Source organism: Desulfosporosinus acidiphilus SJ4, assembly GCF_000255115.2.
In the GTDB taxonomy this organism is placed as follows: Bacteria; Bacillota; Desulfitobacteriia; order Desulfitobacteriales; family Desulfitobacteriaceae; genus Desulfosporosinus; species Desulfosporosinus acidiphilus.
The window spans coordinates 1984217-1996951 of sequence record NC_018068.1 but is presented as its reverse complement, the minus strand read 5'-3'; the positions used below and the strand labels follow the sequence as shown (position 1 = coordinate 1996951).

The following is a 12735-nucleotide window of genomic DNA, read 5'->3' as shown; positions in this document are numbered from 1 at the left end:
TTACCTTGATACTCTTTTACTAGTTTGCTCGTATTTCTCCAACTAATCGGTCAAAGACCTCTTTAACACCGCCAACTACTTTTCCAGTGGAAACACCCATGGTTAACTCTCCCCGGTTGTCCTTCTCAGCCTGAAATATGCCGCTGACAAGAATCGGGCGCCAGTAAAAGGACAAGATTAACCCCAGAAGCAATAAGGCACATCCTAACCAGATAATCATAACCCCCGGATCTTGTTTGACTTGTAAGCCTGTATAGCCGGAGTTCCCATCGAGAGTAAGTTTATAAGCACCTTGAATATCAATGGTTTGCCCAAAATCAAGCTGGCCGGACTGTACAGCATCCTCACTCATACCCTTAAAAACCTCAAATAGCATCGAAGGTTTTTGAGAATCACTATTAATCGCTGATGCTACAAGATAGAGATCTGTCCCAGGAGCATTAAAATAATTTCCGCCTCGATCTTCCAAGGTAACGGGAATCTTCTGTCCTTTAACATCTGCGGTAAGATGAACCCCGTTAATAAAACTGGATTGATAGAAGGTAACTCCTTGATAAGTAAACGGATGATTAACGGAAATGGTATGGCGGGCCATAACCTTGCCATTCTGCAAAATGCTCAGATCCGTATACCAATTATCTCTCTGACCATTGGCTAACATACGATCTTCTGCCGAATTAATCAGGACATCAAAGGTTTCCTTGACAGTACCCCGGGATACTTGAATGGAATGGATGGGCACTGTCGTCCCCGTACCTGCCATCAAGAAGCCTTTGAATCCCAGAGAAGAGCCGATGACAGCTCCGATAACCAAAACAACAAAGGACACATGAGAAATGAAGGATCCCCAATTTCCCCAGCGTCGTTTTATGGCTGTAAAACCCCATTGCTTGTCTTTTTCAGCAAAAACGACTCTAAAACCCCTATGCCGCAAAACATCTTGTACAGATTTGCGCAGGGATTCGCCGTCTCCTTGCCATGTCTCCTGAACCTTTTTAGGTATGACGCTGCTGTTTTCCGGAGGGTTAAGTTTAAACGTCCGGTTATAAATGCCTTGGAACCTTTGAATGCTGCAGATAATGAGATTAATACACAGCAGGCCTAACAGCAAACGAAACCAGTATGTACCATAGAGATTCGTAAATCCTAAGGTCTGCCACAGCTTGCCCACTGCCTGAGCTTTGTCGGGATCAACATCCATCTGAGGAAATAAGGTTCCTATACCAGCGAAGAATGCAATAACTCCAAGCAAAACCAGTCCTAATTTCATGGAACTGAAGATGCGCCATAATTTGTCCACGGCACTCTCTTGATGTTCTTTCACGTGATTGCCTCCTTATTTATGAGCATCATACAAAAGCCGGGTCTATTGAACCTTAAATGAAAGGCTTGATAAACCCGACTTTATAGCTCTCTGCTGACGAGGCCATAGTTCAATGTACCCTCATTTGTACTAGTTTATCATTTCCAAAACCGGAATTCAAGCAAGCGCCAGCCTCCGCCAATCGACAACCAAGGCCTTCCGTAGAAACATTGCGGAAGGCCCATTTTCTTTGACGATTCTTAAAATTTTCGAACAGCAATAAAATCCGCTAAATCTTCCAGTGCCTTCCGGGATGAAACCTTCGGCAGATCCTGGAGGCGCCTTTTAGCTTTACTAATATAGGCATCGACGATTTGCATAGATTGATCAATGGCTCCGGTGGCCTTAATCAAGTGAATCGTCTCCGTAACTTCAGCATCCGATTTATCAACTTTCTTTAATAACTCATGAAGACGCGAACCTTTGGGAGAAGATCTGAGGGCCAGAATCATTGGCAAGGTCATAATTCCTTGGCGAAGATCTCCGCCAATGGGTTTTCCGAACTCGGAAGGCTTTGCCGTAATATCCAAAACATCATCGACAATCTGGAAAGCCATACCTAAGGAATGGCCATAGGCTCCCAAAGCCCAAACCTGATGTCTGGGAGCCTCAGAAACCAAAGCCCCAAGCTTACAGCAAGCGGAAATCAGCAAGGCCGTTTTACGCTTAATCCTGAAATAATACTGTTTTAAGTTCTGCTCTACATCAAAGGAAGCCTTAATCTGTTGAATCTCCCCTTGACACATCTCCACGCTTACTTCCGCCAAGATACGGGAGACCTCAGGATGGTCTATTTGGGAGATAAGAATTAACGATTTGGCCAGTAAATAGTCGCCCGTTTCAACTGAAACGATATTTCCCCAATTTGCTTTGACGGTTGGTCTGCCTCTTCTTGTCAGAGAGGCATCCACCACATCATCATGAACTAAAGTAGCCATATGAATAAGCTCCAAGGCCATGGCTACGGGGATAAGCTTTTCTATCGAGCAAGCATAAAATTTACCTGCCAACAGCGTAAAAGCCGGACGTAAACGTTTGCCTCCGGCAGTTAATAAGTGGATACCAGACTCCTGGAGGATCGGATAGTCCGTCTCCACAAATTTTGTAAGTTCTTTTTCAACCTTTTGAAGATCTGAATTTATCTGATTAAAGAGCCAGAGTTGTTTCAAAACCGATTCACCTGCTCGCACCTTTTTCTTCATAAGATACCATATCTGATGGTAGTTCCGCTAGCGGATCTGCAGGATTTTCATCCTCAAATGTCAATAATTCTTCATCCGCATCAGCCTTTTCTGTTTCCTGCGGACTCTGCGGGGGGGTGGTTTCAGGCATGTTTTCACTAAAATCCATTGCTTTATTAAAAGCGTTGCGGGGAGTATCAATTGTACCTTGAAATTCTCGGGTTACATCTTGAGTCGCTTTTCGAAGCTCAAAAACTATTTTCCCTATTGTTCGAGCGATTTCCGGTAAATCCTCAGGCCCAAACAAGATTAAGGCAATACCCAGAATTAGGAGGATTTCTGTCAAGCCCATATTTCTGCCCCCTTTATCCCAAACCTTCTATTCCTTTAACCGTTCTGTGTCATTTAAACTCAATTTTCACCTTAAATAATCTCCAAATCTCCGCCGGATTTCAATCAGTCCGCACTTTACTGAGACGCCAGTGCTTTTGTTCTCTTCCGTTCCACAATGTATCCCAACCAAATACTAATCTCAAAAAGGAAATACATAGGAGCTGCCATTAGAAATTGAGTAAATAAATCCGGGGTCGGTGAAACAACAGCGGCCAAGATTATAATAATCAAAACTGCCCAACGTCGTTTCTTCGCTAACGTTCTGGGCGACAAAATTCCTATACGAATTAAGATTAAAAGTACGATGGGAAGCTGAAAGACAAGTCCGAAGGTCCCGAGAAAGGTGATAAGGAAACCCAAGTAAGAGGTTTTCGTTACAAAAGGTGTTGACTGAACCATACCCCCGCCCGCATAAAGCAGAACCTTAATTCCCATCGGCAAAATAACAAAAAAACATAAGGCCGCACCACCGATAAAAAGAAGAAGAGAACTGGGAACAATGATATAAAGATATTTTTTTTCGTTTTGCTTTAAGGCCGGCAAGACAAAGCTCCAAATCTGCCAGAGGATGACGGGCAGAGATAAGGCAACCCCTATTAATAAAGAGACTTTCAGCTTTACCAACATTGGCTCCATTGGGGTAGTGGTAATAAACGTAATGTTTTTCAGCCTTAAGACCGGGTAAGCTAAATAGGCAAAGGTCTGATCACTAAAAAACCAGCCAAGGACAGTTCCTATGGCAACAGCATAGGCGGCTATAACGAGTACTTTACGAAGAGCAAGAACGTGTTCCAAGAGCGGCATATTGCCATCCCCACGTGGTCGCCTGCGCATCCAACTACACTTCCTTCCCGTAGACCTTTAACCGCTCATAATGAGTATTGCGTTGTACTGCCTGGTATCCCGCATCTTCAATGCAGCGAATAATTTCCCGTAAAGGAACACGAGTTTGCACTCCGGCCGCGCGCACAACGTTCTCTTCGAGCATGGTGCTGCCAAAATCGTTGGCTCCAAAGCGCAAGGCCACTTGGGCCATCTTGGCCCCTTGGGTAACCCAGGAGGCTTGAATATTAGGGACATTATCCAACATTAAGCGCGCCACCGCAAGAGTTCGCAAATACTCTACACCGGTACTGCCTTCTCCGCCCAATTCCGTATTCGAGGGCGCGAAACTCCAGGGGATGAAGGCGGTAAACCCTCCCGTGCGATCCTGAGCTTCGCGCACGTGGAGCATATGCAAGATACGTTCCTCATAGGTCTCAACATGGCCAAACATCATGGTTGCCGTGGATTTCATGCCCAGCCGATGAGCCGTGGTCATCACATCCATCCACTGCTCCCATTTAATTTTATTCGGACTAATGAGATGCCTGACGCGATCCTCGAGGATTTCCGCTCCCCCGCCTGGAATGGAGTCCAGTCCGGCAGCTCTGAGGCGGCCAATGACCTCCTCCAGACTTAACTTTGACTTTTCTGCCAAATCCCAGATCTCCGGCGGACTGAACGAATGAATATGAATATTAAAATGAGATTTAATATCACGCAGCATCTCTTCAAAGTACTCCAGTCCCAAATCAGGATGCAGTCCCCCTTGAATAAGAAGCTGAGTTCCACCCACCTCAACTGTCTCTTTTATCTTAGCATGCAAATCTTCTCTTGACAAAATAAATCCTTTAGGATCACCGGGTTTACAGTAATAAGCACAAAACTTACATTGACAAGAACAAATATTAGTATAATTTATATTTCTGTCGATAACAAAGGTCACAACGTTTTCCGGATGCATTTTATTGCGAATGAGGTCGGCTCCTTGCCCCAGGGATAGAAGATCAGCGTCTTGTAAGAGCTGAATGCCATCAGAAAGCGATAATCGTTCTCCTGCTAAACGTTTCTCGATGATCTTTACAGTCTCTAAATCCATGCCCATTCTCCCTTTCCCTGCTAATTGGTTTTCAGGACACGATAAAGAGTATCCCTTTCCACGGCCTCCCGGCCAGCCTTTTGGATCATATTGATAAGAGCCCGTTTGCTCATAACCTGTCCGGTCTCTGCCCCAGCAGAATGAATAATCCGCTCTTCCACAACGGTACCATCAAGATCATCCACTCCAAAAGCCAGAGAAACTTGAGCCAACTTAGGTCCCAGCATAATCCAAAATGATTTAATATGATCGAAATTATCCAAGAGAATCCTGGATACAGTCAACATTTTAAGATCTTCGAAACCGGTGGTACTTTCTACTCCCATCTGTCCTTCCAACTTGGTGTTTTTGGGATAAAAGGGCAGCGGGATAAAGGTCAGAAAGCCATGGGTACGATCCTGCAGATCTCGGAGCTGAAGAAGATGGTCTATCCGTTCCTCAGCCGTCTCAACGTGGCCGTAAAGCATAGTTGCGTTTGTGCGCATGCCTAAACCGTGAGCTGCCTCTTGGATTTCCAGCCAACGCTGTCCGGATACTTTCTTCTCACAGATTTTAGCCCGCACACGCGGTGAAAAGACTTCGGCTCCCCCTCCCGGCAGAGAATCCAGTCCCGCAGCCATTAACCTGCGTAAAACTTCGGATACTGATAACCCGGTAATTTGTGTAAAATAATCAACTTCCACTGCTGTAAAGGCTTGAATACAGGCCTGAGGCAAAATCCCCTTGACCCGGCGCAGCATCTCAAGATAATAGTCGAAAGGTAGATCAGGGTTAAGCCCACCCACTATGTGAATTTCGGAGACCCCTTCCTGGGCCGCTTCATGAGCCGCTTTTTCTATGTCTGCTAGGGATAAGGTAAATGCTTGGGGGTTTTCCTTTTCAACTCCATAAGCACAAAAATGGCAAAGATTCGTACAAACATTAGTATGATTGATATGACGATTGACAATAAAATACGTTTTGTTGCCATTTTTTTGCTCACGTATAAGATTGGCCATATATCCAAGGGCCAAGATATCCCCGCTTTTCATCAGGCGAACGCCGTCTGCAAAATCCAAGCGTTTGCCATCTTCCACTTTATTAATTAAGTCTGATAATTCGCTTTGAACAAACAATGATGTCAGAACGTTCCCCTCCACTTCTTAATGCCAAATGATTAAGTCAAGAACCGAAAAAACGAATAGCATAACACTCAAATAGCCATTTAAATCAAAAAAAGCGACACCGACTTTTGAGAGATCGCTGGCCGATACAATGCGATGCTGACGAAAGAGTAAAAATACTGCAATTCCTACACCCAGGTAATAAAGCCAGCTCATGGACATCACAACCCCCACCGCGATAAAAAGCAAGGGAGCCAGGGCGTGCAAAACCGCCGAAATCTCCAAACCTCTCTGGACCCCAAAAATCGCCGGTATAGAGTTTAAGCCTTCACGACGGTCAAACTCCACATCCTGACAGGCATAGACAATGTCAAATCCTGCTACCCAGGTGACAACTCCCAAACCTAAAAGAACCGGAGCCAAGGCCCAATGCCCGGTTACCCCAATCCAAGCGCCGCAAGGAGCCAAGCCCAAAGAAATTCCCAGAACAAAATGGCAAGCCCAAGTAAATCGCTTGGTATAGGAATACAGGACTAAAAAGAAGACCGCGATGGGCATTAACCATAGGGCCAGAAAATTGAGCTGATAGGCTGAAAATCCCAAAAGCAAGAAAGAGAGAATCGTATAGATATAGACTTCCGTAACTTGAAGCTGCCCTGCCGGTATTGCCCGCTGGGCAGTTCTGGGATTTCGCGCATCAATGTGCCGGTCGATTAAGCGGTTCAGTGACATGGCGGCTGTTCGCGCTCCAACCATGGCTAAAGTAATCCAAAACAATTTAACTCCGGAAGGAATACCATGGGAGGCTAAAAAAGCACCTAAATAAGCAAAGGGCAAAGCAAACAAAGTATGCTCAAATTTAATCATTTCCAAAAAAACTTTTAGTTTATGCATTCCTTACTCCATTCCTACAATCCCGATTCAGGAATTGTCCTGTCTGAAGTTAAATGTCTGACCATGAAATTATATACCTCATGAAGAGGCTGCAGCTGAAGCTGAGTTCCGGCAGCAATTTCACTGAGAATATCATTGGCCTTCTGAAGAATTGATTGGATGACATCACTTTCCATCTTCTGTTTTGAAGCTCCCCATGCTTTTCCCAGCTCTAAGCCAAAGGCTTCAAGCTGATGCTGCAGCGGAAGGGAAACATTAGCGAGCTCAGCGCTCAAGCGAGCCGCTATGGCCGTCAGAGATGCGCTTTCTTTTTCAATGATTTTCAGCCACTCATCGTTCGTAAGTCTTCTATCACGAGAAAGCCAGCGGGAAATCCCCCCTTCGCTCATCGTCCCGATGACTTGAGCCAAGGGAGCGAGGAATTGCAGCAACCTTTCCTGGCAAAGATGCAAAAAAAACTTACCAAAAAGCAGGTCACCTACCAGTACCGGGAACTGGCGAAGCTCTTCAGCGAGATCACTATCATCTTTCATCAGCTTATGGACTTGATGGGCCATATAGATAAACTGGACAATTTCTGCTAAAGCATCTGATTTTTCTCCATGATCCCCGCATGATCGACTGACTGCTAAGACAATAGCCGGGCAAACAATTTTATCCAGTTCATCCATATCCAATGGAACTAATTCTTCAAAACTGGCAGGTTTGAAATTTATTTCTTGACGCAATCGCGCCTGTACTAAGTTCAGCTTCTCTAAGAAGCTGAATTCCAGCGGCATCATTTAATCGCTCCTTGTTCTCCATTCAGACATTAACCTATTACTTATTCTATATATTTAGTAAAAGTCCTGCCCCGTAATTTATTCTATCCAGATAATATGACATTATTATTCTTATTATATGTAAAACAACAATCGAAATATAATAGACCCTGCAACTTCTTCAGTTACAAGGTCTATCTAGTACCCTTCAGAAAGTCAAACTTTTGATTGGTATAAGTCAGAATTTCTTTATCCGCACTCGTTCTAGTCCGGAGTAAAATAAATATCCCTCCTAAATATTTACCGCTTTCTTAGGATCCTCAACAATTCCTCGTTTAATTTCTGTTGCAGTCATATGACCCGCTTTGAAATGATCCGTTAAAAAATTGCATGCATCCCAGGGATTGACACGGTCCCCGCAAGTAAAGACGTCAACTGCCGCATATCCAAGTTCCGGCCAAGTGTGGATGGCTAAGTGAGATTCAGATATGACTACAACACCACTCACTCCTTGAGGACTGAACTTATGAAACGCTACCTCACGTACCTCAGCACCTGCCTCCAGAGCTGCGTCGACCATTAATGCTTCGACTTTTTCCCTATCGTTTAAAATGTCGAAACTACACCCATAAATTTCAGCCAACACATGACGTCCAAGAGAATTTGCCAATTGTGATCTTTGCCCCCTTTTCTCTAAAAAGATGAAGGAATCTGAGCTAACCGCATTCGTAAAAATGGGTCCTCCCAAATTTCCATCAGGTTAAATTTTAGCACAAAGTTCGGTGTTGTCAATAAAAATTTATTCATATTCGTGATATCCTTGAATAGACTATAATTTTCTCAGGATAAAGTTTACTAACGTCTATTTTCCTTCGAATTACTCTAATATTCACTACTTATCATATGAAATACCGTCATTTTGTGAACTCGTCCACTGCTTCCCATTCGCCAAAAACTTTTTATTTCACTTTCTCAAACACCTTTTTGAACTTTTATTAATTCTCCAAGAATACATACGGCGATTTCTTCCGGAGTTTCAGCCCCGATATTCAAGCCAATAGGAGAATAGAGTTTTTGCAGAAGCTGCTTAGGTATGCCCTCCTTTTCTAATTCAGCTTTCAAAGCATTCACTCTCCTACGACTGCCGATCATCCCAACATATGCCGTCTGCTGAGTGATGATTTTTCTCAAACAGACCTTATCGTAGCGATGACCCCGAGTTATGATAACAACAAAGGTTTCCGGGCTAATTGTCAGAGTGTCCAAGGCAGTTGCAAAGTCATCGCAAATCACTCGATCCGCCATATGAAACCGCCCTGCATTGGCAAAACTCGGGCGATCATCAACGACCGTTATTTCATAGCCGAGGATTTTGGCCATGGCAGCCAAGGGCAAAGCAATGTGTCCGGCTCCTAAGATTAACAATTCCACAGACGAAGACGGAGGTTCAAGCAACAAGCGATATGAAGCCTTAGAACCGGAACCTTCAAGAGGGGCGAACTCAGTATCCAAGGTAATTAGTACCGGTTTGGAGTATTTAATTGGGTTTTGAGCATAGTCCAAACCGGTCTGATTAAGTTGTTCCAAGCCAAGATCGCCCAATGCCTCTCCCGTATTGCTTGTAAATAGCTTTTTACCGATGAGCTGTTTTTCGGGTGCTTCCAACACAGTCAATAAATAGGGTGACTTTTGGTTTTCTAAAGCCGCTAGATAGTCCTGATAAAACTTGATTTGTTCCGCGGGAGTTTGAGGACCCAAATACTCAATTAAAAGTCCCATCAAACCTCCGCAGACCATTCCCTCGTCTTGAGCAAGATCCGCAGTCATATTCAAGCTATGTAATTTCGTCTTCCGTGAGGTTAAGACATTAAGGGCTTCACGCCGGGCTTCAGCCTCCCCGCATCCGCCGCCAATCGTTCCCACCGTTGTTCCATCAGGAAAAACTAACATTTTTGTGCCGGGCTTACGCGGGGTCGAGCCTAAAACACTGCAAATTGTAATCAAGGCAGCCTCAATGTTTTGCTCAAAAACCTTCTTTAATCCCTGAAAAACTTCCTTTTCCATTCGCTCGCCTCCCTAAAAGCTAATTTCTTTTGTTCAAGAGTATTTATATTATAACATAGACCCCTTGATTTTCATCCAATCGTGGGACTCCATTTCTCTATGTGGAAGTGGTCCCCGTTTTCTGCTTCACTCTCTTATGTTTCTTCCTATATTCCTTGACCTCTTAATAAGAATACGATACCATGCTGAATATAGACAAACTATATTAAATTTAATATTTCGTCAAAATACATCATGATGTATTGGAGGCTTTCCCATGGAGAAAATCAAAGTTCAGGATGCAGTCGGTGCGGTTTTGATTCACGACATGACAGAAATCATTCCCGGCGTAACCAAAGGCCCCCGTTTTCGTAAAGGGCATATCATTCGAGAAGAAGATATCCCCATACTCCTCGGAATGGGAAAAGAACATATTTATGTTTGGGATCAAACGCCGGGCCTCATCCACGAAAACGAAGCTGCTGAGCGCCTGGCCCATGCTGTCGCAGGTCCCGGTCTTGATCTCAGCGAACCCAAAGAAGGAAAAATCAATATTACAGCAGCCTGGGACGGACTCCTTTACGCCTCTGAAGACGGCATATTAGCCTTAAATACTTTGGAAAATGTGGTCCTGGCAACGATTCACAATTACCGACCCGTGAAAAAAGGAGATAAAATCGCAGGAACACGGGTTGTTCCCCTGATGATTGACGAAAAGGCGATTCTGGAAGCGGAAGAAATAGTCCGAACATTTTCTGCGCCGATCCTCGAAATTCGCCCTTTGAAAACCTTCAAGGTTGGGATTGTAACAACGGGCAGTGAAGTCTTTCATGGCAGGATAAAAGATAAATTTGGTCCCGTCCTTAGACAGAAAATTGAAAGCTGGGGATCGGCCGCCCTGGATCAGACCTTTGCCAGCGATGATGTATCTATGATTCAAAAGGCTATCCGAGATCAAATTCAACAAGGTGCAGAGATGGTTTTGGTCAGCGGAGGAATGTCAGTGGACCCTGACGACGTCACCCCCACGGCTATTAAAGAAATGGGCGCTCAGCTTATCACCTATGGTGCTCCCGTTCTGCCCGGCGCCATGTTCTTGCTTGCTTATCTGGGAGATATTCCGATTATGGGCTTACCGGGCTGTGTTATGTACTCCAAAACCACTGTATTCGATTTAGTGGCTCCTCGTATCCTTACGGGAGAACGTCTTACCCGCCTGGATATTGTAAAGCTTGGTCACGGAGGTCTCTGTTTGGAATGCCCTGTTTGCACCTATCCTCAATGCTCTTTCGGTAAGTGAACGAGTTACCCCCATTTATCCAATCGTGAAACGCCCACTTCTCTAAGTGAGAGTCGTCCCCGTTCTCTTTATCCACCATCTATAAATGGCCGAGGACTTAATAAGTTCGGAGCCATTTTTTAAACCCTATTGCATCATCTTTAAATTTTTTATCCAATCGTGAGACTCCCACTAAGTGGGAGTGGTCCCCGGTCTCTGCTTCGGTGGGGGTAGAATCCCACCGAAGCCCCGATGTTCAGCTTTAGCTGAACGAGTTCACTATTTTTAGTACCTATTTATAATATTAATCTTAATCTTTATCGAAATCGAAATCTCCCATAAACACTAGTAACATTTCTGTGCCGGACGAATATTCTAAATTACTTAATATGCCTTTTGAAGGGGGATTAGGTATGAGAATTAAAAGCTTCCTGCAGTCCTACATAAAAACTCTGCTGCCTCTTACAGCTCCGTTTCTGATTCTTTCTCTCTGTCGTTTGCTCCTGCCCATTGATATGAATTTACTTATTTATGGATTTTCCGTTTCCTTAATTGGCAGCTTCTTTCTCGCCCATAATTTAAGGGAAGTACATTTCATGGTTGACTTCAAGAATCGTCGGGAATATCTAAACAGTCTTACAAAGGCCTTAGCAAACCTTGGCTTTATCTTAAAAAGCACCGAAGGATTCTTAACAATCTATGAACACAGAAACTTAAACCTTTTTAAGCGAGAGATTAAAGTCTATTTGTTCCGCGACAGAGCTCTGATCATAGCCCCTAGAAAATACACCTCTTTATTTCGCAAGGATCAAGAAACGAAACTTTCCTTATTCTTTAGGTACTTTGCCTAAGAAAGTCCTTAATGCAAGCGCAGTATCCTAACGGGTATCCATCAGCCCCATAAGGTTTGGTTCGCCTCCTTCCTTCCATTAATAACCATACATAGCCGATAATTTTAATTAAATTGCCATTACCTCATTGAACTCGACAACCTAAAAATGAACCTCCGGTCTCAGATTGGGATAATGATTGTAAACTCCTGAAAAAGAAAAAGTCGAAACGAAGTTACTTAAACTTTGTTTCGACTTTTTAAATACTAGAAGACCTCCGTGCAACTAAGCATCCGCCTGCGCCAAAGGCTAACAAGTGCTAAGACGATGTTTTCGGGCGCCAGCCATGTTTTTCTTTATGAGGTCAGGTTATTTACTTTATTGGCATCAGCCAGCCTGCAGGCCATAATTGGCGCATAAAGCTGCAAGTCCTCCGGAAAATCCGCTCCCAACCGCATTAAATCTCCATTCTCCCTGATGACGGTAAAGTTCACAAACGACCAAAGCTGTTTCAACAGAAAAATCTTCTCCCAGGTCGTAGCGCATGATTTCTTGGTCGCTAACTTCATTAATAACCCGCACATAGGCATTGGAGACCTGCCCAAAGTTTTGACCGCGAGCAATTGCCTCGTGAATCGTTACTGTGAAGGCAATCTTGTCGACATGACTGGGCACAGCGGCAAGATCAACTTTGATTTGCTCATCATCGCCCTCACCTTCTCCGGTCAGGTTATCACCGGTATGCTGTACGGAACCTCCTCCACCTACGAGATTATTGTAAAAGATGAAATCTTCAATTCCTCCAGCCCTGCCATTTTGATCTAGCAGAAAGGCTGAAGCATCAAGATCGAAATCCGCCCTGCCTGAATATTTATTGGTATCCCAGCCCAGGCCAACGATAATCTTGGAAAGTCCCGGGTTTCCTTTTGTTAAATCAATTTTCTGTCCTTTTTGCAAACTAATCATG

General features: G+C 44.1%; 13 protein-coding genes. 2 read left to right on the top strand and 11 right to left on the bottom strand.

Annotated elements, in window-relative coordinates:
* Window positions 1–19: 19 nt before the first annotated feature.
* The 10 genes from DESACI_RS09185 to DESACI_RS09140 all read right to left on the bottom strand — a co-directional run bounded on the left by DESACI_RS09185 (window position 20) and on the right by DESACI_RS09140 (window position 9680).
* Window positions 20–1324 (bottom strand): cytochrome c biogenesis ResB family protein, encoded by a 1305-nt coding sequence (locus tag DESACI_RS09185; protein WP_014826910.1) that lies wholly within the window; start codon window positions 1322–1324, stop codon window positions 20–22.
* Window positions 1325–1563: 239 nt separating this feature from the next.
* A complete protein-coding gene (locus DESACI_RS09180; protein ID WP_014826909.1) occupies window positions 1564–2532 on the bottom strand; it encodes a polyprenyl synthetase family protein in 969 nt (322 codons plus the stop codon).
* A 7-nt stretch (window positions 2533–2539) separates the two neighbouring features.
* Entirely contained in the window at window positions 2540–2896 is a 357-nt protein-coding gene (locus tag DESACI_RS09175) for a twin-arginine translocase TatA/TatE family subunit (RefSeq protein WP_014826908.1), read from the bottom strand.
* Between the two features lie 116 nt (window positions 2897–3012).
* On the bottom strand, window positions 3013–3771 hold the full coding sequence (gene tatC, locus DESACI_RS09170) for a twin-arginine translocase subunit TatC (protein ID WP_014826907.1): 759 nt from the start codon (window positions 3769–3771) through the stop codon (window positions 3013–3015).
* Between the two features lie 4 nt (window positions 3772–3775).
* Window positions 3776–4858 (bottom strand): cyclic dehypoxanthinyl futalosine synthase, encoded by a 1083-nt coding sequence (gene mqnC, locus DESACI_RS09165; RefSeq protein ID WP_041276023.1) that lies wholly within the window; start codon window positions 4856–4858, stop codon window positions 3776–3778.
* Window positions 4859–4878: 20 nt separating this feature from the next.
* Window positions 4879–5982, bottom strand: a complete 1104-nt coding sequence (gene mqnE, locus DESACI_RS09160) for an aminofutalosine synthase MqnE (RefSeq protein WP_041276399.1) — start codon at window positions 5980–5982, stop codon at window positions 4879–4881.
* 18 nt (window positions 5983–6000) lie between these two features.
* A complete protein-coding gene (locus DESACI_RS09155; RefSeq protein WP_014826904.1) occupies window positions 6001–6855 on the bottom strand; it encodes a UbiA-like polyprenyltransferase in 855 nt (284 codons plus the stop codon).
* A gap of 14 nt (window positions 6856–6869) precedes the next feature.
* Entirely contained in the window at window positions 6870–7637 is a 768-nt protein-coding gene (locus tag DESACI_RS09150) for a polyprenyl synthetase family protein (RefSeq protein WP_014826903.1), read from the bottom strand.
* Between the two features lie 271 nt (window positions 7638–7908).
* Entirely contained in the window at window positions 7909–8286 is a 378-nt protein-coding gene (gene speD / locus DESACI_RS09145; protein WP_014826902.1) for an adenosylmethionine decarboxylase, read from the bottom strand.
* A gap of 302 nt (window positions 8287–8588) precedes the next feature.
* The gene (locus DESACI_RS09140) at window positions 8589–9680 is read right to left on the bottom strand and encodes an XdhC family protein (RefSeq protein ID WP_014826901.1); all 1092 of its coding nucleotides are present in this window, start codon (window positions 9678–9680) and stop codon (window positions 8589–8591) included.
* A gap of 256 nt (window positions 9681–9936) precedes the next feature.
* On the opposite strand from DESACI_RS09140, the gene DESACI_RS09135 reads away from it, so the two are divergent.
* Complete coding sequence (locus DESACI_RS09135; protein WP_014826900.1) at window positions 9937–10959, top strand: molybdopterin-binding protein; 1023 nt, start codon at window positions 9937–9939, stop codon at window positions 10957–10959.
* A gap of 392 nt (window positions 10960–11351) precedes the next feature.
* The gene (locus DESACI_RS09130) at window positions 11352–11789 is read left to right on the top strand and encodes a hypothetical protein (RefSeq protein ID WP_014826899.1); all 438 of its coding nucleotides are present in this window, start codon (window positions 11352–11354) and stop codon (window positions 11787–11789) included.
* Between the two features lie 366 nt (window positions 11790–12155).
* Here the strand turns inward: DESACI_RS09130 and DESACI_RS09125 are convergent, their stop codons facing one another.
* The gene (locus tag DESACI_RS09125; protein ID WP_014826898.1) at window positions 12156–12734 is read right to left on the bottom strand and encodes a TerD family protein; all 579 of its coding nucleotides are present in this window, start codon (window positions 12732–12734) and stop codon (window positions 12156–12158) included.
* Between the last annotated feature and the right edge of the window lies 1 nt (window position 12735).

Coding starts and splice junctions, on each gene's coding strand:
- DESACI_RS09175 (WP_014826908.1), bottom strand. CDS start 2,896: ATGGGCTTGACAGAAATCCTCCTAATTCTGGGTATTGCCTTAATCTTG.
- tatC (WP_014826907.1), bottom strand. CDS start 3,771: ATGCGCAGGCGACCACGTGGGGATGGCAATATGCCGCTCTTGGAACAC.
- mqnC (WP_041276023.1), bottom strand. CDS start 4,858: ATGGATTTAGAGACTGTAAAGATCATCGAGAAACGTTTAGCAGGAGAA.
- DESACI_RS09155 (WP_014826904.1), bottom strand. CDS start 6,855: ATGCATAAACTAAAAGTTTTTTTGGAAATGATTAAATTTGAGCATACT.
- DESACI_RS09150 (WP_014826903.1), bottom strand. CDS start 7,637: ATGATGCCGCTGGAATTCAGCTTCTTAGAGAAGCTGAACTTAGTACAG.
- DESACI_RS09140 (WP_014826901.1), bottom strand. CDS start 9,680: ATGGAAAAGGAAGTTTTTCAGGGATTAAAGAAGGTTTTTGAGCAAAAC.
- DESACI_RS09135 (WP_014826900.1), top strand. CDS start 9,937: ATGGAGAAAATCAAAGTTCAGGATGCAGTCGGTGCGGTTTTGATTCAC.
- DESACI_RS09130 (WP_014826899.1), top strand. CDS start 11,352: ATGAGAATTAAAAGCTTCCTGCAGTCCTACATAAAAACTCTGCTGCCT.
- DESACI_RS09125 (WP_014826898.1), bottom strand. CDS start 12,734: ATGATTAGTTTGCAAAAAGGACAGAAAATTGATTTAACAAAAGGAAAC.